A 26,181-nucleotide genomic window follows, 5' to 3' on the forward strand; every position below is an offset into this window, starting at 1 on the left:
ATTATTATGAATACATCAGAAAGAATACATACTATAAATAAAGGCGTTGAATTGTTATTATCCAACAACCAAGATATTATTTCATTGGTTTCAATAGGAAGTTTTTCTCAAAATTCGATAGATCAATTTTCCGATATAGACTTGTATCTTTTTACTAATAATCCTAAAAAATATTTAGATAAAGAGAATCATTCATGGATTAATCCTTTAGGAAAGATAATATCAAGAAGAGTATTTAAAGACTTGCAGGAAGGAGTCGATAAAAACAAAGTGATTCTAGAGGATGGTTTAATGTATGATTTAACAATTATTGATATAAAAAAAATCAAGCTTATAAGCTATTATTTAAAACTAAAAAATATTGGCTTGAAATTGTTACTTCCAGGGTTTTTACAAAAAAGTGTTGAGGGAAGTATTTTAAAATTCTATGATACTATAAAAAGAGGGTATAAAATTCATGTCGATAAAATTAATCTGAAAGAAATATTAGAAAGAACTATTACTTTTTCTGAGACTATTACTTTGGATAAAAAATTAGACAAAAAAATATTTTTCCAGCATTATAATTTTTTTTGGCAATCCTGTTATACCGCATCGATTAAGCTAATAAGAAAAGATTTTTATTTTACAATTCTAACTTATGATAATTACATAAAAAAAGAATTAGTAAGAATGATAGAATGGGAAGCGACCCTAAACAAAAAATCAACAGATGTTTTTTATAATGGTTTAAAAATATATGATTGGAGCGGAGAAGAAATTTATCATGATTTATACGGAACGTTATTATCTGATAATATAAATAACATGCAAAATTCACTAATTAAAACAGCTGAATTATACCAAAAATTTTCAACCATTGTGGCCAACGAATATAATTTTTCTTTAAATAAAGAATTTGAAAACTTCGTGATTGATTTTATTAAAAATGTGGCTATTCCGGAAGCATTAAACAATAAAGAAATCTTATCTGAAAACACCTGAAATATTTGTTGAACCCAATTATACAATAAAAAAGAGAACAGAGAAACAAACAAATATGTGAACTTCTTAAATAATATAAACAAATAAATACCACGAATATGGAAAATAGTTTTAACAGCCTTATCAATATCCAGCCTAAGGAAATAAGTGATAAATTTCCTAAAGATATAAAGTTTGAAATAATAGGGAATGAATATACAAAAATAGCAGTTATAACCTCGGTTGAAGATAATGAACTGGAAGGTTGGCTCGCAAAAAACAATAATTTTGTAGATGAAATTTATGAAAAAAACAGAATTATTTTATTCAGAAAATTTAAAAGCTTTACCTCTAAAACAGAATTTTCTTCAGTTGTTGACAATCTATCCTTAGGCGGTGCTTTGGAGTATGCAGAACCTTCTTCTCCAAGAACGAGACTGGAAGATAAAATATATACTTCGACAGAATATCCTAAAGAACAGTCTATCCCTCAGCATAACGAGCATTCTTACTCAAAATCCTGGCCCAAAAAGCTGTTTTTTTATTGTGAACGTCCCTCAGAGATCGGTGGTTGTACGCCTATCTGTAATAGTTCGGCTGTGTATAATAAAATCCCGTCTGATATTTCCAAAAGATTTGAAGATAAAGGAGGCGTAATGTATGTTCGAAATTTTAGTCAGGAAATGGATATTCCGTGGGAAACTTTTTTCGGAACATCAGACATAAAAGAAGTAGAGAAATACTGTAAGGAGCATCATATGAACCTTACACAAATCGATCAGACCAGACTTAGAATTGATTACGTTGCACAGGCAACACTTCTTGATAAAGCTACCAATAAAAAAATATGGTTCAATCAGGCGCATCTTTTTCATTACAGTAATCTGGATAGTGATGTTTACAATTATTTGATAGATGCCTACGGAATAGACAATCTTCCGCGCAACAGTTATTATGGAGATGGTACAGCCATATCCATCGCTGATCTGGAGGTGATAAGACAAGCCTACGACGATGTGGCTTTCAGGTTTGATTGGGACAAAGGAGATCTTTTGATGATGGATAATATTAATTTCACTCATGGTCGTGATTCTTATGACGGGGCAAGACAGCTTTTTGTATCTATGTCTGAAGAAGATAATATTAGCAACTACGTAAAAGCCTCAGCCACAAAAAAAGTAACTGAAGCCAGAAAAAATACAGCGTCTTTCTTTATCACCAACGAATCCAAATATGGAGACAGTAAAGCAATGCTTAAATACAAACTTGCTTTATCGTGCAGAATGCTAAGAAGTCTTCAGCTTGATGAAGGAAGTATCAGCGGGCATATCAGTATGAAAGTACCCAATGAGAAAAATCTGTTTTGGGTAAATCCTTTCGGGATACTATTCGATGAAATAACACCGGACAATCTGATATTGGTAAATAACGAAGGAGAAGTCATTGAAGGGGAATATCCTATTAATGTAGCAGGATTCTGCATACACTCAGAAATACATAATACAAGCAGAGAAGCCAACTGTATCGTGCATACACACTCTCCGTGGGGAACGCTTTTTTCATCGCTGGAAAAACCTGAAATCCTGATGCTTGACCAGAATAGCTGCATGTTCTATGATAATTATGTTCTCTATAATGAATTCGACGGTCCTGTTAATACAACAGACCGAGCCATTAAATTAGCAGAAAAGCTGAGGGATAAAAACGTTGCCATTCTGGCTAATCATGGAGCAATTGCTTGTGGAGAAAGCATTGAAACAGCTATGATGTACATGATCAGTCTGGAGCGTACGCTTAGACTTAACGTACTGGCAAGACAGATGAACGAAAAAGTAAATCTTATAGATTCTCAAACAGCGCAAAATTCCAAAGAATGGATCAGCAATCCTATGGGCTTCAAAATTGAATTTGATGCTTTGGCGAGAAGAATCGAAAGGGAACACGCGGATATCAAAAACTACTATCCAATTTCTTTAAGCATATGATAAAAAGATATAATTTGTCACCACAGCAAAACCTCACGTATCTGGCGGCGGGTAAAGGTGACTTGTATAATTTAATGGTTTTTTCTCTGGAGAATATTCAGGGACAAAAGCTCTGTGATGATATAAAGGAAGTTCTGAAAGATGAATTATCTCTTTACATGAATATTACTTCCCCGGGAAAAGAAGCCTTTTTAAGTATTGAGCAGGAAAGAAATTTCGATGTAAAACTTGTGCATAAACAAGATATAGAAAATGCAGAGAACTCCGTATCCCAAGAACATAATCTAAGCATCACCATCATTCAGGATAATGAAAATGCTGTGTCGATAGCGTTCAGATATGGACTTTACTTTTTTGACAATTGGAGTATAATAACACTGTACCACCGTATTTTAGAAAAGTATCACAAAGAAACTTATGATACGGCTGATATTAGCTACCTGCAATATTCTGCATGGAGAGAACATATTATAGGTGAAGAAGGGAATGAAGAAAATTCGGAATTCTGGAAAGATGTAATGAAAAAATTTCAGCCTTTCAGAACAAACCTTGAATTGAATGTTCCTGAGGAGGGAAAAAGGAAAACACAGATTCATAAGCTGAGCAACAAGCTTGTGCAGTTACTGCAAAATGCGCCAATTGATAAAGAGATACTGCTGTTATCAGGATGGCACTATACGCTTTGTCAGATATCTGCAGATAAAAATACAGTATTTGGTGCAGGATATGTAAGTCATGGCAGAAGCTTTGAGCAGCTTTATAAAAATATAGGACTTTATGCCAGTACTTTACCTTTTAATGCAGAAGCAGCAAAAGGTTTTTCAGGAATAGAAGAATACTGTGACAGCATTGGGAAACTGGTGGTATTACTGAACAGTCGAAAAGAATATATTCTTAATAATCAGGAATATGCAGATTTTATAAAATCAAACTTCAAGTATATTTTTGAATTTATTGATCTAAGTATAATTACTAAAGATAAAACTCCTTTGAGTCAGATTATAGATCGTCGAAATGACTATTCAGGTTTTATTGCCCAGATTTATTCTGCAAAAGAAGAAACTACTGTTGCCTTACATCATAATAATAGCATCAGAAGTGAAGATATTACCTACTTTATGCAGCTGTGGGAGCACAATAGTATTCAGATCATAGAAAGATATTCTGAAAATACAGCTGCTATCGAGCCTTACGAAACAGGTGCCCAAAAACTGTTGAAGACAGAAAATACCGTGACTAAAGAATCGGTTTTGGAAAGATATGCAGGAATCGTGAAGCAGTTTCCGGACCAAATTGCCATAGAAGATGAAAATGGAGCATATAGTTACAAACAGATCGATGAGAAATCAAATGTACTGGCTGCGTTAATTCTGGATAAAATAGCAGATGCATCATCGCCAACAATAGGTGTAATGTACGATTGGGACCATAATGTGATTGTTGCTTTTTTGGCGACATTAAAGATCAATGGAAGTATTGTGCCTATAGATCCTAATGATTCCCAACAGAGAATCACGCATATACTTAACAATTCCAATGCACAGCTTTTAATCACGGGAAGTAATTATGAGAAAGAGGAATTTGAACCAAAACTCCTTATTGATACACTGAATTTTACAGAAGGTACATCCAGTATATCCACGGGCAGTAATGCTATTCGTACGCCGGAAAGTACTTCATATATTATATATACGTCAGGAACAACCGGAGCTCCCAAAGGAGTTTGTATTCAGGATAAATCTTTGATAAACTATGTCGACTTCCTTAACGGAACACTTGGTATTAACCATAGCGACACCTCTATACTTCTTTCTTCTTATGCCTTTGATTTAGGTTATACAAGCTTATGGGGAACTTTACTTTCAGGAGGAAAATTACAGATGGTTAAAAAAGATACCCTGTATGATGTAGATGAGGTGATCAATACGATTACAGATAAAAAAGTAACCTATATTAAAACGACTCCGTCGTATTTTAACGCCATATTAAATGCAAAAAACTTTAATAAGATTGAAGGATCAGATCTTAAAAAAGTAATCTTGGGAGGAGAAAAAATAAAGACAAAAGATTTAGCAGACTTTAAAAAATCTTTCGGGACAATAGAAGTTATCAATCATTATGGCCCTACGGAAACGACTATTGGAACTGTTTTCAAAAAAATAAATAATATAGAGCAATACATTGAAAGGCCTGTAATAGGATCGCCGATTCGCAATAATTTTGCTGTTATTTTAGATGACAAAAAGAAAGAAGTTTCAAAATATGAGACAGGAAACGTCTTTATTGGAGGTGCAGGACTTGCAAAAGGATATTTGGATAATGAAGAGCTTACTTCAGAAAAATTCATTGTTCATCCCGATTATGGAAGAATATATGCGACAGGTGACATCGGTTTCATCACTCTGGAAAACGAAATCATGTTTCTGGGAAGAGGAGACAGTCAGGTAAAAATCAGAGGTTACAGAGTAGAGCCGGATGAAGTTAAAAACATTATCAGAACTTTTTCGGGCGTAAGCGATTCAGCAGTATTGGCTGTAGAAAACAACGGAGATACAGGGCTTTGCGCTTTTGTAACCGGGATTACCAAAGAAAGTTCTTCAGATTTGGAAGAATACCTTAAAAATTCTCTGCCTGAATATATGCTTCCGGCCGAAATTTTATTTGTTGATAAAATTCCGTTAACGACAAATAACAAAGTTGATCAGCAGGCTCTTAAAGATTTGTATGAAGAACATAAATCTGATAAAATAATTCATGATTCTTCTAAAGAAAATGAGATTTTTATAACCTCAGATTTACAGAAACATTTATTAAGGATATGGAAAGAAACCTTAATAACAGATGATATAACCGGCAGCAGCAACTTCTTTTCTTTGGGCGGACATAGCCTAAAGGGAATACAGATGCTCAACAAAATATATAAAGCGTTTAATGTAAAAATAACTTTGGGAGATATTTACAAATATCCCGAGTTTGAAAGCCTTTCAGAATTCCTGTTGGAAAAAGTAAATGAGAGTGGAGAATCGTCTTACACGAAGATTTCTCCCGTACCGGTTCAGTCGAGATATGAAGTTTCAAATTCTCAGAAACGAATGTGGCTGTCGACCATTAAAAAAGAAAGTGCAGCGTTGTTTAATGTTCCTATGAATTATTCAATCAATGGTTCTCTGAATATTGAGGCAATTAAGGCTTCTTTTGTGGCGCTTATACAAAAACATGAAACCCTTAGAACTATATTCAAATATGAAGATGGAGATATTTATCAGTATATCTTACCAATAGAGAATGTTGATCTGGAAATTCCTCTTATAGCCATACAGGATACACCATCAATGGTAGAATTTTTGCGTCAGGAAAGATATAAACCCTTTGATCTTTCAAAGGAATTGCCTATTAGGTTAAACCTAATCAAAAAAGGAGAGACAGAATATATCCTTGCAACAACGCTTCATCATATTATTTCTGATGGTTGGTCGCGCGAGATTTTGTATAAAGAAATCAAAGAAAATTACAATACATATCTTAAAGATAAACGTATCAATATTGAGCCTCTGGCAATACAATATAAAGATTATGTAAACTGGCACAAAGGCAAATATCAGACACATGAAAATTTCTGGGAAAACTTTTTTGCCGAAGACATTCCTTCCCTGGATTTTCCGATAGATTATGTGCGTCCCGGTATGATTTCCTACAATGGAACCGCCATAAGCACAAAGATAAAAGAAAACTTTAACGGCCTGAAGCAAAGCTTAAATGAACAATCTCTTTCTCTGAACAATTATCTTGTTGGGATATATGGGCTCTTAATACATGCTTATAGTAATCAAAATAAATTCTATATCGGAACAATTTCTTCCGGAAGGACCCACGTAGATACAGAACAGATTATAGGATCTTTTATAAATTACCTGCCTTTAAAAATCAAGGTTTCATCAGGAGTGAATTTTCAGGAATTCCTTGAAGAAAACACAAAAGGATTTGTACAGGTGTATGAAAATGAAGACTATCCTTTTGACCTGATGGTAGAAAAGTACTTGCCGAATAATGATGCATCCAGAAATCCTTTTTTTGATACAACAATTATTCTTCATAATGAAGAAGAAGTATCCCGTACAGTACTGTTTGATGACGGTGTACAGATAGAAGAATTTGTACATGTAGAAGAAATAGGTACACACTCCAAAATAGAATTCAAAATAGATATTACGGTAAAAAAAGACGAACTCACAATTCGATTGGAATATAATACAGACATTTTTTCTGAAAGCAAAATGACAAAATTACTGCAGTTATATACAGATCTGATCGAAAAAATGGCAAATAATTCCGGCGATAATTTGAATGATGTTGTTGAGGCATTACGAATTGAGATGAATCAGGACCAAGAATTTTTAATATAATTTATAGAACAAATATGGAAATTATACATATTTTAAAAACACTCGGTACAAAAGGAGTAAGCCTGGAAGTTGAAAACACACAGATCAGACTGAAAGGTAATATATCCCAAATTTCTGTAGAGGAAAAAACATTTTTGAAGGAGAATAAAGAAAAAATAATAGATTATCTAATCAGGAAAGATACGTTTTATTTCTTTCGGGATGTGCTTTACTTTGGACACGAAGAGCTGGATAGCCTGGATCTGAATGATCTGAGGAATAGCGGAAACATTCAGAATACGGTATCCTCTGTAGTAAGCAAAAATATTTCAGATGCAAAGTATAATGAAATAAAAAGGTTTACACAAGAGCATAATATTACCTCTCAGGCTTTGTTCCTGACAGTTTACAGAATACTCTTATATCGGTATACCGGACAGAAAAACATCATCCTTTGTACTAATCTTTTAAGTACAAATGAAGACAGAATACTGTTTATAAAGAATAAAATAGAGGACAAAGAAACCATAGAGAATCTTATTCGAAAAGAAAATGAAGCAATTCACGCTGCATCTGAAAAAGATCAGTGGAAAGATTTATTGGCAGATGGTGAGAAAAATAAACTGCTTGGAGAAATTGTAAAAACGGGAATGTTTTTTTCATACAATTCCGGAGAAAAGATATATGGCAAGAAATCCGAAGACAGAGACAATTCATACATTGATATTTTGATTAATGATGATCAGAATCAGTTGAATATCAGTATAGATTCTCATCCTTCATATAAACACGAACATGTTCAACGGCTATTGGATCACCTGGTAAATATAATTAACGCTTTACCGGTGAGCTTCAATACAGTTCTTCATGAGATCGGTTATATGTCCGAAAGTGAAAATCAGATCCTTGAATATCTGGCTCCCACGGAATCACAACCATTGCAAAATAAAAGTCTTATTGCAAAACTTGAAGATTCTTTTGATAAATATTCTACAAAAACAGCGATTGATTTTGAAGGGAAATCATTGTCCTATGGAGACGTAAAATATTTGTCAGATAAAGTATCTCACTATATCAGCAGTTATACTGAAAACGGAAAAGGCCATGTTGGAATCTGTATCAATAAATCGGAATATTTTATCCCCGTATTGCTCGGAGTCATAAAATCAGGAAATGCATATGTTGTAATTGATCCCTTCATTCCTGAAGAAAGGAAAAAATCATTGCTGGAAGATATAAACTGTAAATTGATCTTCGATGAATTGCAGCTTCAGGATTTTTTAGATAAGATAGAAGAAATTGCTCCTGTAGAGCAGATAAAGCATGTTAGTCAGGATGATCCTGTGTATTTAATGTGTACGTCGGGATCTACAGGAAAACCTAAAGTGGCCATTAATACCCACAAAGGTTTTCTGAATCTGTTGGAATGGTATAAAAACGATATAGGAATTCACGAGAATGATAAAGTAGGTATTATCAGTAATATCAGTTTTGACCTTACTCAAAAAAACTATTTTGCACCGCTTTTAGCCGGGGCTACAATTTATTTGGAAAATACAGGATTGTATGATATTCCTTCCTTCATCCACAAAAATAAAATAACGGTAGCAAATGCAGCTCCGGCTATATTTAGCTCTTTTACAGATGCAGAGTATAAAGTATTAAACTCTTTGCGTAAAGTTATATTTGGCGGAGAAAAAATAGATCCTGTAATCATTAAAAATCTGAGGAATCTGGTAAGTGATATCAAAATATATAACTCTTACGGACCAAGTGAAGCAAGTGATGTCTCTTCATTTTATGAGATAAATGAAGAAAGTACAAAGAATTTCCCTATTGGTAAAGCTATCCCAAAGGTAAAAGTATACATTATGGATCATAACTATAATGTTCTTCCTTTAGGTCTCAAAGGAGAAATTGTTGTAGGAGGAATAGGTGTAGGCCTGGGATATGTAAACAATCCTCAGGAAACAGATATTCGTTTCTATGAACATCCTAAATACGGAAGGTTATACAGAACCGGGGATTTGGGAAGGCTGATGGAAGACTATAATATTGAATTCTTAGGAAGGAATGATTTCCAGGTAAAGCTGAGAGGAAACAGGGTGGAACTGCAGGAAATAGAATTTGCTGCAAGTAGCTATTCCAGCCATGTCAGAACCGTTTTGGCCAATATTGTTTCTTATAATTCAGAACAGTACATAGCAGTATATTATTGCTCGGATATGCCAATTAACAATGCAGAGCTGAAAAAATATCTGATGAAATATTTGCCGGACTATATGGTTCCTACCTATTACATTTCATTAGAAGAATTTCCGCTGACTCCAAACGGGAAAATTGACAGAAAAGCTTTGCCGGAAGTATCATTTAAAGATACCATACAGACGGAATATATTGAGGCAAAAGGTGATTTTGAAATTAAAATCCGAAGAATTTGGTCAAATCTTCTGAACCTTGAAGAATCCCAGATAAGCACAAATGCCAATTTTTTTGAAATAGGAGGTACCTCATTAAAGCTTTTACAGTTGGTAAAAGAAATTAACCAGTTACCGGAAATAAAAAAAGAAGTAACCCCTGTTAATATTTTCGAGTTCCCTCAGATTTCAAAACTGGCGGCTTATCTTAAAGGGGAAACAGCCACTTCTGACTACAACAAAAGTATTGAAGAGTCTTTGAGTACCATAGATGAAACTCTTAGCATATTAAATAATTTTTCAACAGAATAACATGAGCGAATATACAGGTTTAGAAATTGCAGTGGTAGGGATATCATGCAAAGTGCCCACTGCAGAGAATCATAATATTTTCTGGGATCAGCTTAAAAAAGGATTTGAACCTATTGACGAACTTACTATTGATGAAATAGTTGCTTCAGGTGTACCAAGAGAAATGGCTGAGAATAAAGATTACGTTCGCAAAAGCAGACGGTTGAAAAACAAAAAAAATTTCGACTATTCTTTTTTTGGATATAATAAGAATGAAGCCCAACTGCTTTCCCCGCAAACCAGAATGCTGCATCAGTCTATATGGGAAGCAGTGGAAGATTCGGGAAGTGATATTAAAAAATTAGAAAGCAGCAGTTTATTTGTAAGTATTATAGAAGACTTTACATGGCAGATGCATGTAAGATCGCTAAGGGATAAATTACCCATAGATTTTTATTCCTTTAATTTTTTATCGGCCCATCATTTTACTCCGGCACTTTTATCTTATAAATTTGGGTTTACAGGATTGCCGTTGCCAATTATGAGTGCATGCTCAAGTTCACTGGTGGCGATTCATGAAGGATGCAAAAGTCTTTTACTGGGAGAATCCAAATATTCTATAGTAGCGGGAGTCAATTTTTTTAACAGTAAAGAAAAAGGCTATATCTACAAAGAAGGAGTAGAATCTAAAGATGGACACTGTAGGGCTTTTGATGCAGATTCATCTGGGACATCGTGGGGAGAAGGCATAGGAGTTGTGGTGCTGAAAAAATTAAAAGATGCTATAAGAGATAAAGATCATATTTACAGTGTTATAAAAGGGAGCGCATGTAATAATGATTCCAACAGGAGAATAGGATATGCCGCACCAAGTGTAATCGGGCAGAAAGAATGTATTGAAAAAGCACTGAAATTCAGCAGGGTTTTACCGGAAACCATATCTTATGTAGAAACTCACGGTACAGGAACATCTTTGGGAGATCCTATTGAGGTGGAAGCCCTTACGCAAGCCTATGGATTGGGAAGAGAAAATAAAATTCCTATTGGTTCTCTGAAAAGTAATATCGGACACACGAGTTATGCAGCAGGGATATTAAGCTTTATAAAAGCTGTATTGTGCTTAGAAAATAAACAAATTCCTCCAAGCATTAACTATGAATCTCCAAATCCTAACATCAACTTTGAACAAAGCCCATTTTATGTAAATAACAAAATTATAGACATAGAGAAAAAGAATTCACCTTTAAGGGTAGCTGTAACTTCATTGGGAATAGGAGGTACCAATGCTCATATTATTCTGGAACAGGCTCCGCTTGTAGAAAAAAACAGGATAGAAAACAACTTTCCTGACATTTTTTCAATTTCTGCAAAATCTGAAAAAGCACTTAGAAAAATAGCTTTAAATGTTTCAGAATTTATAGAAAATGAGGATGTAAATATTCATGATCTGGCATATACTTATCGAAAATCAAGATCTAATTTTGATATCAGAAAAAGTTTTATATTCGAATCCAGACAAGATCTGATCTCAAAACTGAGAGGTTTTTATAAAGGAAATTCACGCGTACAGGCAATATCTCCTAATAATAAACCCTTGGTTTTTACATTCTCCGGCCAGGGTTCCAGTTATATTAAGATGGGCGTACAGATGTATCTTGATTCTGAAGTGTTCAGGAATACTATGGACCTGTGTTTTTCTACATTGGAAAAGCTTTCGGATATAGATTACAGAAAAATATTCCTCAATGGAGAAGAAATAGATCAAAGAAAAATAGATCATACAAACCCTATAATTTTTGCTTTCCAGTATTCGTACGCACAATTATTAATAGAAATGGGACTGAAACCATCATACATGATGGGGCATAGTCTCGGAGAGTACGTATGTGCGTGTTTAAGTGGGGTTGTTTCTTATGAAGAAGCTCTAAGCATTATATATAAGAGAGCAAAATTGCTTGCTGGCTTGCCGGAAGGCAGAATGATAAGCATTCGTATTCCGTTATCACAGCTTGAAGATATGCTCAAAGAAAGTGACAATATATTTATATCTGCATACAATTCGCAGGATAGCTATACTATTTCCGGGCTGAAGGACGATATGATCCTGTTTGCGGAAAAGTTGAAAGAGCTGGATATATACTTTACTGAACTGCAGGCAGACGGGCCCTACCATACTCCTTTTACAGGGATTATAAAAGATGAATTTAAGTCGTTTCTGGATGGCTATACATTCAAAACCCCTCAAATTCCTTTTACTTCCTGTGCTACAGGAAATAAGGTAAATGAGAATTCTGTCATAAAATCAGAATATTGGCTTGATCATATGGCGATGCCAGTTTTGTTTGATAAATGTATCAGTACGATTCTTCCAAACAAAGATGATCTTACTATTGTAAACATTGGTCCCGGAACTACAGTGTCCAAAATATTAAAAAATGTAGATATTAGCATCCAGACTTATGATACCTATCATAAAGAAGAATCTGAATACAGCCAGATGCTTAACGTCATCGTACTATTGTCGGAGAAAGGATATGAGATAAACTGGGAAAAAATCTTCCCGGAGGCCAATATCATATCAGCACCGGTATATCCTTTTGACAAAGTTGAGTTTATAGATGAAATTATAACGAACCCTGTCTTTCAGAAAGAGGAAGTTCGTGAACCTGAAAAAGAATATTATACCTACCGCGAAAAATGGGAAGCTCAGGCAACAGATATTTCAGAAAATAAAACCAATACAGAAGAAGAGCAGATTATTGTGATCTCTGATGACAGCAATATATATGAGAAGCTTTCCTTCTTTGGTAAAAAGGCCATCTACATTTGTAATCAGGATAAAAACAGCTGCTCTGCCGAATTATCTGAGAATATTTTATGTGCTGATTTTTCAGACGAGAAAGAGACTTCCGAGCTGTTCTCGGATTTAAAGCAAAAAGGGATTGTACCAAGAACGGTATATTATGTATGGTTTGGAGATAAGGAAACAGAAGAAGGACTTTTGTACGGATATCGTTCAATTTATCATTTTGTAAGAGGGTTTGATAGCGTATTCTTTGATAAGGATCTTAATATTACCCTGATTGGAGATTTATTCTTTAAGGTAAAACCGGGTGAAAAAACAAGCGCCATAAAAGCAACCGCATATAATGCCCTGAAAATGGTGAATGTGGAATTTGAGAATATCACGGCAACCTGCGCAGATGTTCCGGAATTTAGCGGTTTATCTCAGGATATATTGTCTCACATTAAAAAGAATGGTAAAACACATTTTGAATATGCCGTAAGGGAAAAAGAACTCCTTATCAAAAAATTTGAAGAAATTGAATTGCCGTCAGAACCTTATCAGGTTTCCAGCCCAAATACCTATGTGATAACAGGTGGTTTGAGAGGACTTGGTTTTGAAGTAGCCAAATATATTGCAGAAAATGCACAGGCTAACCTGATGATTATAGGAAGAGGAGAAGAAAATTCTGAAAACAGAAAAATACTTGAAGACTACGGTACTAAAGTAATGTACCTGCAGGCAGACCTTTCAGATTATGATCTCCTTAAAGAGAAAATTGAAGCTGCACAACAGGAAATAGGAACTGTTACCGGAGTAATACATGCTGCGGGAGTAGGAGATTATAATGGTATCATTTTAAGAAGAGGAACAGATGATTCTTCAGTATTTAATCCTAAAATATATGGTACTAAAAATTTAGTGGAAATATTAAAGAACAATTCTCTGCAGTTTTTCTTAGGATATTCGTCACGTGCCGTATCAAAACCGTTTATAGGGCAGCTGGGATATATTGCAGCAAACTCATATCTGGATAACTGCATATCGAATAATAATGGAGTAACGGTGCACTGGCCTATTGTAGCCGGCGTAGGTATGATCAACGAAGCATTAAAGAACGTGCCGGAATACAGGCATAAATCTATTTTGAGCAGATCAATTACCGTTTCTCAGATGCTTCAAATACTCTTTAAATCCATAGCATCCGGAGAACATCTTGTAATTGCTTCCAGAAGCAGAATGGATGTAGAGACCGGATATCTGGAAGTTACAGAAGAAGAGGATCTTGACCACGTTACTTTCTCTAAAGAGAGAGTCTTTACAAATAAAGAATATATAGCTCCTGAAACCGAAACTGAAATCAGGCTGGTAAATATCATCAAGGAAGTACTGTGCCTGGATGAGGTAGGAATAAAGGACAATATGTTTGAACTGGGAGGCGACTCTCTGAAAGCAATGGTGATTCTGAATAAAATAAAATCAGAATTCAGTTTAGAATACAGCCTTAAAAACCTTATGGATGCGACAGACCTGCACCAAATTTCACAAGAGATACAAACAATAACTGATAACAAAATAACGCTAACATTTTAACTAATGGAACTTAAAGAATTATTAACATATATTGAGGAGAATAACATTGATGTAAGCCTTAATGAGTCTTATAACTTAAACATCGTCTTAAATAAAAAAGACGCCGAAAACAAAACATTAATAGACTCTATCAGAAGTAATAAGGAGCATCTTATAAAACATCTTGAAACAAAGAACAGTGAAAGCCTTATTCCTGTTTACAGAATGACACCTTTTCAGGAAGGCCTGGCAGGATTTGTAAAAAATAATCCGGATAGCTCAAGGTATATTATTCATCTTACTTTTAAATCTGAAAAAGAAATTGATTTTGATGCTTTTAAGAAAGCATGTGGACTTTTGGTATCAAGCAATGAGATTTTAAAATCATCATTTGATTATGATTCCCAGGAGCAGGTTTTTAAGTCGAAAATTATAGATACAGACGAATTTTTCTGCGAACAGATCCTTCCTCAGGATGAGCAGTCTTTCAGGCAGGGTAGCTTTGACATATCCAAAGAATCTCTTATAAAATTTGCGTTGATAGACAAGCATATTATCATTATAAAAATTCATCATATTATAGCAGATGTTGTATCTGTACAGCTGATGCTTCAGCAGTTATTTGGCTACTACAGCAGATTTCAGAATAATGTTACCCCGGAGGCTTTGCAATCAGTTCCCTTTTCTGAATATACGAAATGGCTATTGAAACAGAACAAGGAAAAAGGATTGTCTTACTGGAAAAACCTGTTGGAGAATTATGATGCGACACCAATAGAACAAATAGTTCCTGTTAAGAAAAACCTTCAGGAAACTTATGGTGAACTAAATGTTTCCTACGATCTGAATATTGCTACTCAGGAAATGCTGAAGAATAACAAACTGACCAGCAATACGGTGATCAACTTTTTATTTGGAATGGTGTTCTCTAAATATTTTAGAAACAAAAAATTTGTGTGGGGTAATACCATAACACATCGATATATGGATCATGATAACTTTAGAGATATCATAGGCCCTATGATTACAACAATACCGGTGGCTAATGACTTTGAGAAACAGGAAACCATTATGAAATCTATTTCTGATTTTCATTATCAGCTTTTGGATTCACGTGAATACTCCTACATCTCTACCCCTGAAATCTATGAGGCTATCAATGCTAAAAACCTGTTTAGTGCCAATGTAAGTTTTCAGGATGTTTCAGAAAATAATAATGACACATTTAACGATGTAGGTATCGAAAGACTTGTTTCTGAAAGCCAAAGTATATCGCATTTTCCTTTGTCTATTCTGGCATCTGCAAAAAAAGATAAAATTTCATTTAGCATCAGCTACAGATCAGATATATTTTCAGAAGATATAATAAAAGATATGACTGATATTATCATGGGACTTTATAACAATCTGGAAAATCTTGCTGAACTGAAGTATTCTGAACTTGATATTTTTGAGTACAAAAAAGACATTGAAAGATCCGTTATTGCCGGAGATAAATTTGATCAGAAAAATGTTTCTCTGCAAAAGCTCTTTACAGAAGCATTAGGCAAGTATAAAGAAAAAACAGCAATAGAGGACATTGAGGATAATTTGCTCACATTTGCAGAGCTGGATGCACAAAGTAATCATATCGCGAATCAACTGATAGCGAAAAACATTAAAGGTGCTGTAGGTGTTCACCTTAAGTATTCTACCAATCTGGTTGTAAGTATTCTGGGAATCTTAAAAGCAGGATGCACAGTGATTAGTTTAGAACACGGTTACCCGATCGAGCAGCTTAACCTTATTACTCTTGAAACAGATTTGCAGGCATGTATTATTAGCTCTGAAGAAAAAACGCTTTTTGGAGACCGTTTGCCATATGTAAAAGAAAACTGTACCCTGATTCATATTTCAGATTATATTCCGTCAGAAGACAACCTTCTTGAAGAGAGAGAAAGCCTGGCAGAAGACATCTTATCGATCTATTACACATCCGGATCTACAGGAATTCCTAAGATAGTTAAGGTTTCTAATGAAAACACCTTAAACGGGCTATTATACCTTCTGCAAAATTATCCGGCCAATGCTCAGGACATCTTTTGTCTTAACATAAGAGTTTCTTTTAGCCCTTCTGTAAGGAATATATTGGAAGCAATTATCCAGGGAAATAAAATCGTTATCCTTCCGGAATATTTGTACCATAATATAGACAAGTTTGTAGAGACCGTATCTCAGAAAGAAATTTCAAGACTCTCACTTACTCCAAGCTTTATCAGGCTTCTTATTGAAAACGATAAAGAAAGCTTCCTGAATAAGCTTAATTTCTTAGAAGTACGTGGTGAAGCAATTTCTATGGAAGACATGACGTTATTCAAAAAACTTATGCCGGCAACCAAAATTGTCAGCAGATATGGATCTACAGAAGCATCTTCTACCGCTTATAATGAAGCACTTGAAAGTAATCTTAACACATCGTCAAGATATTTTGCTTTGGGTAAACCAATACATAATACCGTGTTTAAAATTATTGATGATAGCAGCAATGTTCTGCCATCAGGAATTATAGGAGAAATATATGTAGAAAGTAAAAGCGTGGCTCAAGGCTATATTGGAACTACAAATAATAACTTTATCTATAAAGATGGTCAAATTTCTGGATTAAAAACAGGAGATTTAGGATATATAGATCAGGAAGGCATTTTACAGTTTATTGGAAGAAAAGATTCAATGCTGAAACTAAGAGGATACCGTATTGAGCCCGAAGAAATAGAACTTGCAATGGAAAAGTTTGAGGGCATAATGAAAGCAAAAATAGTTCCTGTAGACGTCGAAGATCCTACGATGGCAAGGCTCGTAGCATTCTGTCATGTAAAAAAAGTTGATGAGTTCACTGATATCAACCTTAAACACTTTTTGAAGGATATGCTGCCGAACTATATGATCCCGAATAAAATATTGTTTCTGGATGAATTTCCAAGAACCAGTACCGGTAAAATAGATATACAATCTCTGAAAAGACAGATAAATGTAACGGATAAAAACAGAACCGAAACAAATAGCATGACAGAACAGAGAATAAAGGACATTTTTACTGATATCATGCCAAGCTCTGTGATTTATATAGATGAAGAGTTTTTTGAAATGGGCGTAAATTCTATTTTGACAATGAAAGCCGCCTATAAATTAAGTACAGAGTTTAATATAAGCCTAAAAGGAGCAGAGCTGTTTCAGCATGATACTATCGAGAAACTGGCGGTATTTATAGATACGATGATAGCCAATAAAAACTTTAAAAGAGAAGAGATATATCATACCCTGAATCAGAATGATGATAACGAAGATATTTTCTTCCTGATACCACCACTTACGGGAACATCACTTTTTAATACATTAAGGCCATTTATGCAGGAAGATATAGATTTCTATGTTTTCGAAACTATTGCTGTTGAAGAATACCCACAACTGGCAAAAGACCTGGAAACATTGGCTGGTTTTTACAAGAACTCTATCCTACAAATGTATAAAGGTAAAAGAATACATATGGGCGGATGGTCTTTTGGAGGAAGTACAGCTTTTGAAATAGCATTGCAGCTTCAGGCGTTGGGAGTAGAAGTAAGCTCTCTTGTATTATTGGATCCTAATATGTACAGACCGGAATTTGATAGTGATAATAAGCAGAGAGAAGACTACGAAAAAATAATCAGAGCTTTACTTATCCAGGAAAATATAGATCCGGATTCGATAGGTATGCACAAATTTATTGAGCAGGCATATCATTCTAATTATGTCATTAAAAACTACAGGCCCGCTTCAATATATAAAGGTGATATTGCCCTTATTAAACCTGAACTGACTTCAGAGTTTGAAAGAAACCATGATACTCCTTACAATGGTTTCCGTGAATATTGTGAAGGCGAAATTAAAATAAGCTTCACTCCTGGAAATCATATGACCATGGCTACAGGTCCTGCAAAAGTGGTTGCTAATCTTATATTTTCGAATTTAAATCTGAAAGTTAAATAATCATGATAAAAAAAGGCTTGGTTTTTTTTACAGGAATATTGCTCCTTATCGGGTGTAAAATGCAGCATGCTACCTATTCGTTAACGGAAAATAAGTTTTCCCAGGATGCGATAAAGGAAAAAAGAGCAGAAGTAATGAAGTTAAACGATTCATTATATAAGTATGAAAAATTTAGTTATAAAGACTCCGTACTTAATTACAGGATTCTGAAGCCGGTTCTAGCAAAGGAAGGAAAAAAGTATCCGTTGGTTATTATATTTCCTCACTCAGGCGGAGTGGGGAATGACAACAGGAACCAGATGACGACCCTTCCCAAATATTGGCTTCAGGAAAAAGTCCGTAATAAATATCCTGCCTATGTAGTAGCAATACAATATCCTGTACGTTCTTCCAATTACCTTTTTGATAAGTCCAAACGTATGTATTCCGTACCGGATGATTATTGTCTGGAGGCCACCTCAGAACTTATAAAAAGCCTCACTATGCAGCTTAAGGTTGATGCAAAGCGCGTTTATGGAATAGGTTTTTCAATGGGAGCCTCCACAATTTATAATTTGCTGGCTAGAAATCCCGATGTATTAAAAGCCTCTGTAAGTATTTCCGGAATTCCAGATAAAGACTTCAGTGAAAAAGTGGCAAAGTCACCAATATGGATCATTCATGGAAATACGGATACCGAGAATCCTATAGAACCGGACAGAATGTTGGTGAAATACCTCAAAAAAATGAATAATAAAAACTATACCTTCTGGGAGATTTCCGGCTTGGAACATACCATATATCCGGATTTATATGACACGGACATGATCCCGGAATGGTTGTTTAACTCAAAATAAAAAGTTTACTATTAAATGATGAATATAATTTTTTTCCCTTTTGCCGGAGGGCACAAGTTTTCTTACCAAAGCCTCATTGAAAACATTGAAAACAAAGATAAGATTAAGGTGATAGAATATCCCGGCAGAGGAACCAGAATGAAGGAGGAATTTGCAGGAACATTTGAAGAATTGATAGAAGATTGTATGCGCCAGATTGGAAGTATGCTGGATAATAACGAAAAATATATCCTTTATGGGCACAGCATGGGAGGATTACTGGCATATGAAATATCGATGAAAATTCAGGAAATGCATCGTAAAATGCCTGAAAAACTAGTAATAACAGGAAGAACACCTCCTTCTAGGGTTCGTACGGTGAAGTATACCCATCAATCAGATGACATGTTTTGGAAAGAGGTCTGTAATTTAGGGGGAATACCAAAAGACTTCAGAGATAATGAGGATTTCAAGAGCTTTGTAATACCTATTTTAAGAGCTGACTTTTCTATTTATGAATCTTATACTTATCAAGAAAATAAAGACAAACTAAAAATTCCTATTGATGTGTTTTACGGTTCAGAAGAACATACAGACGGAGATCTTATAATGGAAGGCTGGAAAAGAGAAAGTGAAGCTCCTGTTCAGATATCAGAACTTGAAGGTGATCATTTCTTTATTTTTAATAATTTGGATTTTTTTCAAAAATATTTTAGAAACTTCTAATTTTTTAATATTGAATGTCTAACGTAATAAAAGTATTGGGTTTTCTACTGAAAATAAAGATGTAAAAAACTGAATTCGGCATTTTCTATTGAAAAACGTCAGTAAGAGAAATAAAAATCAAATTAATAAAAACAACTAAAAAATAGAATGATTTCAGTTATTATAATATCAAAAAATAGGCATCATTTATTGACACACCTTTTGAAATCGTTGGAAGAGCAAACATTTAATGATTTTGAAGTTATCATTATCGATAATTATTCAAATGAAGAAACAGTTAACTATGTAAAAAGTATTACTTCAGATAAATTTAATGTAAAAAAAATATTTTTGCCGGAAGAAAAGACAATTGCTTATTGTAGAAACGAATCTTTTAGAGGAAAGTATCTGGATGATAATTCAAAATATGTTATGTTTATCGATGATGATGACTGTATAAGCAGAGACACACTTTCCTGGTTCTATAAAAGAGCCGTTTCAACAAACGCAGAAATAGTAATATCCAATTTCGTGAGTGTTTTTTCGAAAAACGGTTCTTGTGAAGAACTCATATCGAAAATGTCTTACTCTGAGGTTTTCTTTAAGCTATTAAGAAATTTTTGGATGTATGTAATGGGGCATCTTCTTTTTTATAAACATTTCAGAAGCATGATGATCCATTTAAGATATTCAGTAATGCATTCAATATTGATTAAAAGAGAAGTCTTCAATAATTATGCATTTGATAATTCAATCATATACGGAGAGGATAATCATTTCAGGTTTAATGTTTTTACTACTGCTAAAAAGATTAAATACTATCCCTTATTTTTTGTTCCTTATCGTAAACATGGGACTAATACTCAAAATGATACTTATTTTCAAAAGAAAGTTCATATGCTTAATTCTTTGGATTTTCTTGATAGAAATAGTTACCCAAATGTTTTGAAATATTTATTTCTATATAAAATGCAGCTTAAACTTAAAAGTAAGGCTTTATTGTCTCCTCAGGAAAAAAGTTTTATAAACTCTGTGAATCTGATCAGAAAAGAAATTAGCTTCTTTGAAAAAGCCAAAGTGAATATATATATGTTTCCTTCCAGTTTAAAAAATCACTTAAAAATAAATGAGAAGGATTAGAAAATGTTAGAATATATATTGCAAAAGATCGATAGTGAGATAAGCAAGGTTGAGCCAATTATAAAGGTTTTAGATTACTTTGTTTGGTAATAATACTATTATCAACTATTTAAGTCTATGATTCACAATGTTATAAAAAAATAATGAAAGAATATTTTCAGAGGGACATTCAAATAAGTCTGCAATTGTCAAAACATCAAGAACTATTACGTGAAATAATTGCCGGAAATACAGAGAATATCCAATATGACACAAGGTTAATCTACAATGAGAGAAAGCCTGAAGAATTGCAGTTAATAATCTATTATAAGTCGACAGATTTCTTATATCAAAAATTAAATTTTTTAAAAACTTCAGGAGTTAATATTCTGAAATTAATAAACCCGGTGATTTCTAAAAATTCATGGGAACATTCTGATATCCTTGATTTTTCAAGGAGCTCCTTGATTGAAATTAAGGATACGAATTATTTGGACCACGATAAAAAAACTTTGATACTTATTCTGGATAATCTAGAGCTTATTCTAAGTAGCGGATATGCTGGCGATGCGCGATTTAAAATAACAGAAAACATTTTTCTTCATCTTGACCATTATATAAAATACGGTATGCCGGGAAATTATGAAGAGGATAATAAGTTTGTTGAATGCAATGATAATCGAAGAACAGATTTTGGTCCAGTTAGTTTTATTCTCCATTTTAAACATTCCTATAAATCAAGCCCTTTAGTTAAAGATTTTTTGATTACCAGAGATGCGTACCTGACCTTGACCGATAAAAGTGAAGTTTTAAAAGACGCTGAATTACTGCAATTGGGAGAAGATTTATGCTTACTGATGTCATTTTACTGGGAAAAAAATATTGATTTTTTTAGCGCTTCTCTTCGAATCAATCATATCGATAATTATAAAACGAGAGAAGTTTTCAAATTTAGTAATGAAGATTTGGATTATTCTGAAACATATTTTTTAAAAGATGCGTATCCAACATTTTATGATTTTACTGAATCAGTGAATTTTGAAAAATACCAAACTTATAAGTCGCTTGTTGAGCAGGCAGTTTCCTGTTTTATAAGAATTAAAAATTTAGATGCTATCTCTACATTTATGATTCTATATATTACTATTGAAAAATTTAGAAACTTTTTTTTATCAAATCCTTTAGAAGAAACTTCTTTTACTATTAGGGAAGGATTTGATTTTACAAGCATAACAAAAAAAACAAATGGCTTTAAAGAAATTGGAGAAGTAATATGGGAGTCAGATAGAGTAGAGCTTGATTCAAAAGTAAATCTAAAGGTAGATCCTGTAAAAAAAACGGGATTGGTAAATCGGTTTGAGAGTTTTATTTTGTATTTAGATTTAAATCCTAATAAATATGAAGTCGATCTAACAGATATTTTAAGGGTTAGAAATATAATTTACCACGGGAGTATTCCTGACGAGGATATCAATGTTTACAATAAAGAGATGAAGGTTTTGATATTTGATATTTTGTTAAAAATAATAAGTCAATAAATAACCTGCGTATTAATGTATATAACTAGGTTTTTATTTTTTTATAAAGTAATTAATTATTCCCAAATTGATTCAATTTGCTCAAAGTGTTAAAAGAAAAGTTAGTGATGAATAGAACTCGTGAGCCCACTGAGATCAAGTGATGAATTACTTATCTATTTTTTTACCAAGTATTTTGTAAAACGATTTCTCCAACTGATTCGTTTTTATTTCCAACTGTTTTTATGATGCTGTACCTTGTATAATTTTCAACTGTAACTTCAATAAGATAAGTTTCTGAGTTAAGGTTTTTTATTAAAAATTCTCCATTATCATCTCTGACTTTAAAATCTTGGATTATTTTTTTTTGATTTGTAACAGTATTAAGTTCGAAAACCTTAATCGAAAATGACCCAATAGGACTAAATCCATTATCTACAATCCTTCCCCAGATGGTAAAAGTTTCCTTCGGTGACTGAGTAGCAAAGAGGGAAGTAGAAAGTAAGATAATTAAAAGTATTCTTTTCATTATAATATTATAGTTTTTATAATAGCAACAACTGCTATGAATGATATTCATAAAGTGTCTGCCAATTTAATGGCTTTAAAAAGACCCTTTATAATCTTATTTCATAATAGGAATTAATTGAAAATAGGAGAACTTATATTTAGTTTTTTGATGAATGTAAGGTTCAATTTGTGGCACCTGCATCTCTTGATGTAAATCCTTGTTAGCTGTAGTAATTATTGTGGAACTATTATCTTTTTAATCATATCATTGATTGCGTTTTCAATAACTTTTGGCTGCTCCTCGTTGATATAATGTCCACTATTGAGAACCAGGATTTGTTTGCTGTTGGTAGAAAGGAGTAAAAAATCCTTTTGCATCTTGGTCCAGGCATTTTTCATTTCTAATTTTAATTTATCGTCTTTAATAAATGAATCATAGCGTTTTTCATCAGCGGCGGTCAATAAGTAAAGAGGGATATCACCAAAAGAGTTTATTTTTGACGCTTCTTTCTTGATGGAACGCATCTGATCCTGCTCTTCCAACACAGCATCAGCACTCTTGTAAAGTAAAGCGGGCATTATTGCATTTTGATATTGGTATTGTTTATCCTTGGGGAACATGTTTTTGAACATTAATCTGGCCAGGCCAAAGTTATTGGCGAATTTCAAAAAACCTCCAGGCAATCCTTGATTGACCATTTTAAATAGTTCGGGAGATAAATATTTTTCGTCATTAGGACATTGACTATCCACTAATATTACACCGGCTACATCTTCAGGATATTTGTTGACAAAAAATCGGACAAGTGTTCCTCCAAATGAATGTCCTACAAGTATATACGGTTTTGGGACATTGGTTTTTTCCAGCAAAAGATGTAATTCTTCAGCAATCTGTTCACCTGATTTTGGGTTGTGGCCTCTATCACTCCATAAAATTCCTGCCCTGTCATATGAAAGGCTTGTATAAGAGGTTGGTAATTCTTGTTGAATATTGTACCATTGCAGGTGTCCGGCAGGATCAAATGCAGTTTCAAATACAACCGTTGGTCCCCCATTTCCTTTTTTAAAATAATGGAGGCGATGATCTCTAACTTCTGCAAAGTTGCCATCGGGATTAATTTTTTCAGCGTCATTTCGGGATATCCTTTCAAACACAAATCCAACAATAAGTAATAATACTATAAATGTAATTAAGCCTAAGCCTATTCGTTTTGCCCATTTTAGAAAATTTTTCATAGTTTTTTATTACCAAAGACATTTATATTTCAGTTTTGTTACGCTTGATGTATGTTTTGCCGATTTATTAGACTAAACATCGTATTTAATTTTAAAAATTACCAGGTGCAATGACAGTATCTGCGGGATTTTTACGGCTTGCTGTGGATTTTTTTATAATTTATCTTAATGGTTTTAAAGTCTCCTCCGCTGCTGTCTGCTGTAAATAACCCTATTTTTCCTGATGTTCGATTGTTGAGTTTTTCGACTATCAGCGAAGGTTGGTCCGCATTGTTTATGTACGCTTTAACAGTTGTGCTGTCAATTACTAATTTCATGGTAAACCAATCATTAGGGTTTGGTGGATTGATTATTTCCTTCTCAAAAACCGCATTCTTTTCCTTTCTTAATTTTTCCCAGGTAAAATCGGGATGGGAGATGTATTGCACAGCATGAATTTTTCGAACAGAATCTTTAGCAAAAAAATTGAAAGGACGACAATAAACAGCATCATAATTAATATCATCGACGCCATGAAAGGCAATCCCAATAAAACTCCGTTGGAAAACGTCTTTTCCCCGCATTTCAATTTCAATTGTACCGTTTTTAAAGTCTTTAACAGGCAGCCATACAATGCCTTCTTTTTTATTTTCTAATATTTGTAGATAAGCTCCACTATCACTCGAAACGATTTTGATCTCTCTATTTACTGATTTTAGCTTTCCTTTTTTGTACAGATTAGCAAGTTCAATGGCTTGTTGTCGTTGCCCGAATAGAAAGCAGGGGAGCAATATCAAAGTAAATATATATGTGAATTTGGTTTGCTTTTTCATTGAAAGGCTATTTTTAATTATCTAATAATTTAAATGATTCCTACTGAGAACAGACCACTTTTGATAAAAATATTCTCATGTACAAATATATCATACATGTAATCAGAATAATTACCAGTTAGATAACAGAACTACCATTTTGATAAGCATTTCTGAATTCTTTTGGTGAGATTCCTGTTTGCGCCTTGAAGAAACGCGTTAAATGATTTGCGTGAGAGAATTGCAATAAATATGAAATTTCATTTATATTAAGCTTCGTATAAGTTAGCAGGGACTTTATTTCAAAGAGAATAAATTCATTTACCATTTCAGAAACGGTAACCCCGAACTGCTTTTTGATGCATTTATTTAGTGTTACTCTGCTAATACCCAACTGTTGCGCGTAATAGTCAATGTTTCTTGTTTTACGGACTTCATTTTGTAAAATCTCTTTAAACATAAATGCAATGTTGTTATTTTCTGTTTCTGAAGACAGAAGATAATGCTCTGCATAGGCCCGATTGAGTTTGATTAATATAAAGTACAACAGTGCTCTTATTATATGTTCGCTATCTGATCTAAATGTTTTTATCTCATTGAGCAGTTCCTGAATTATATTGGCTAACTGTGAAAAGAAGTCATCATTAACCTTTAAATAGAGCGGTTTGGTTTTGTTGTAGAAAAACTGTAGCCTGAAAGAGAAGAGTTTATCCGAGAAGAAATTAGACAGAAAGCTATCCTGGAAAAACAGGAAATAACATTCAACTTCAGTCTTGTCCAAAAACCATCTTCTTTTTTGAAATGGAGAAATAAAAATAACTGTATTATCTGAAATTTCTATTCTTTGCTGATCAAGTTCTAAATAGCCGTTTCCTTTAGAAAAAAATATAAGTTCATAAAAATCTGTATGATGAAGCTCACTTTCAAAAAAATAATATGGAATGTCTTTATAAGTACCTATATCTATTAGGAGTTCAACATTATATTTATTTTTTAAGAATTTAAATGTCTTCATTATTAACGTATTTTTCGCATTATTTAGATGCGGATATATATAAATTGGGATAAAGTTGACAATCTCATTTTGC

Annotated in this window: 14 protein-coding genes; 10 read left to right on the forward strand and 4 right to left on the reverse strand. The window is 33.6% G+C overall.

Annotation, left to right across the window (positions count from 1 at the left end):
- Positions 1-6 precede the first annotated feature (6 nt).
- From AC4FQ3_RS17805 to AC4FQ3_RS17850, 10 genes are all read left to right on the forward strand, one after another.
- Entirely contained in the window at positions 7-984 is a 978-nt protein-coding gene (locus AC4FQ3_RS17805) for an aminoglycoside 6-adenylyltransferase (protein ID WP_491182729.1), read from the forward strand.
- A gap of 98 nt (positions 985-1,082) precedes the next feature.
- A complete protein-coding gene (locus AC4FQ3_RS17810) occupies positions 1,083-2,948 on the forward strand; it encodes a class II aldolase/adducin family protein (RefSeq protein WP_073397964.1) in 1,866 nt (621 codons plus the stop codon).
- On the forward strand, positions 2,945-7,351 hold the full coding sequence (locus AC4FQ3_RS17815; protein ID WP_491182730.1) for a condensation domain-containing protein: 4,407 nt from the start codon (positions 2,945-2,947) through the stop codon (positions 7,349-7,351). Before AC4FQ3_RS17810 ends, AC4FQ3_RS17815 begins: the two co-directional genes overlap by 4 nt.
- Positions 7,352-7,365: 14 nt before the next feature.
- A complete protein-coding gene (locus AC4FQ3_RS17820) occupies positions 7,366-10,059 on the forward strand; it encodes an AMP-binding protein (RefSeq protein WP_491182731.1) in 2,694 nt (897 codons plus the stop codon).
- Between the two features lie 31 nt (positions 10,060-10,090).
- Positions 10,091-14,416, forward strand: coding sequence for a type I polyketide synthase (locus tag AC4FQ3_RS17825; protein ID WP_491182732.1), 4,326 nt, complete (start codon positions 10,091-10,093; stop codon positions 14,414-14,416).
- A 3-nt stretch (positions 14,417-14,419) separates the two neighbouring features.
- Positions 14,420-18,400 (forward strand): non-ribosomal peptide synthetase, encoded by a 3,981-nt coding sequence (locus AC4FQ3_RS17830; protein WP_491182733.1) that lies wholly within the window; start codon positions 14,420-14,422, stop codon positions 18,398-18,400.
- Between the two features lie 2 nt (positions 18,401-18,402).
- Positions 18,403-19,236, forward strand: coding sequence for a carboxylesterase family protein (locus AC4FQ3_RS17835; RefSeq protein ID WP_491182734.1), 834 nt, complete (start codon positions 18,403-18,405; stop codon positions 19,234-19,236).
- 15 nt (positions 19,237-19,251) lie between these two features.
- The gene (locus AC4FQ3_RS17840; protein ID WP_491182735.1) at positions 19,252-19,941 is read left to right on the forward strand and encodes a thioesterase II family protein; all 690 of its coding nucleotides are present in this window, start codon (positions 19,252-19,254) and stop codon (positions 19,939-19,941) included.
- Positions 19,942-20,088: 147 nt separating this feature from the next.
- The gene (locus AC4FQ3_RS17845) at positions 20,089-21,060 is read left to right on the forward strand and encodes a glycosyltransferase family 2 protein (protein ID WP_491182736.1); all 972 of its coding nucleotides are present in this window, start codon (positions 20,089-20,091) and stop codon (positions 21,058-21,060) included.
- A 143-nt stretch (positions 21,061-21,203) separates the two neighbouring features.
- Positions 21,204-22,577, forward strand: coding sequence for a hypothetical protein (locus AC4FQ3_RS17850; RefSeq protein WP_491182737.1), 1,374 nt, complete (start codon positions 21,204-21,206; stop codon positions 22,575-22,577).
- A 163-nt stretch (positions 22,578-22,740) separates the two neighbouring features.
- On the opposite strand, the gene AC4FQ3_RS17855 is transcribed toward AC4FQ3_RS17850, so the two are convergent.
- The 4 genes from AC4FQ3_RS17855 to AC4FQ3_RS17870 all read right to left on the reverse strand — a co-directional run bounded on the left by AC4FQ3_RS17855 (position 22,741) and on the right by AC4FQ3_RS17870 (position 26,108).
- Positions 22,741-23,085 (reverse strand): hypothetical protein, encoded by a 345-nt coding sequence (locus AC4FQ3_RS17855; protein ID WP_491182738.1) that lies wholly within the window; start codon positions 23,083-23,085, stop codon positions 22,741-22,743.
- Between the two features lie 215 nt (positions 23,086-23,300).
- On the reverse strand, positions 23,301-24,302 hold the full coding sequence (locus AC4FQ3_RS17860; protein WP_491182739.1) for an alpha/beta hydrolase: 1,002 nt from the start codon (positions 24,300-24,302) through the stop codon (positions 23,301-23,303).
- 131 nt (positions 24,303-24,433) lie between these two features.
- Complete coding sequence (locus AC4FQ3_RS17865) at positions 24,434-25,114, reverse strand: hypothetical protein (RefSeq protein ID WP_491182740.1); 681 nt, start codon at positions 25,112-25,114, stop codon at positions 24,434-24,436.
- A 118-nt stretch (positions 25,115-25,232) separates the two neighbouring features.
- The gene (locus AC4FQ3_RS17870; RefSeq protein ID WP_491182741.1) at positions 25,233-26,108 is read right to left on the reverse strand and encodes a helix-turn-helix domain-containing protein; all 876 of its coding nucleotides are present in this window, start codon (positions 26,106-26,108) and stop codon (positions 25,233-25,235) included.
- Positions 26,109-26,181 lie beyond the last annotated feature (73 nt).

It is taken from the genome of Flavobacterium sp. AK-345 (assembly GCF_058310175.1).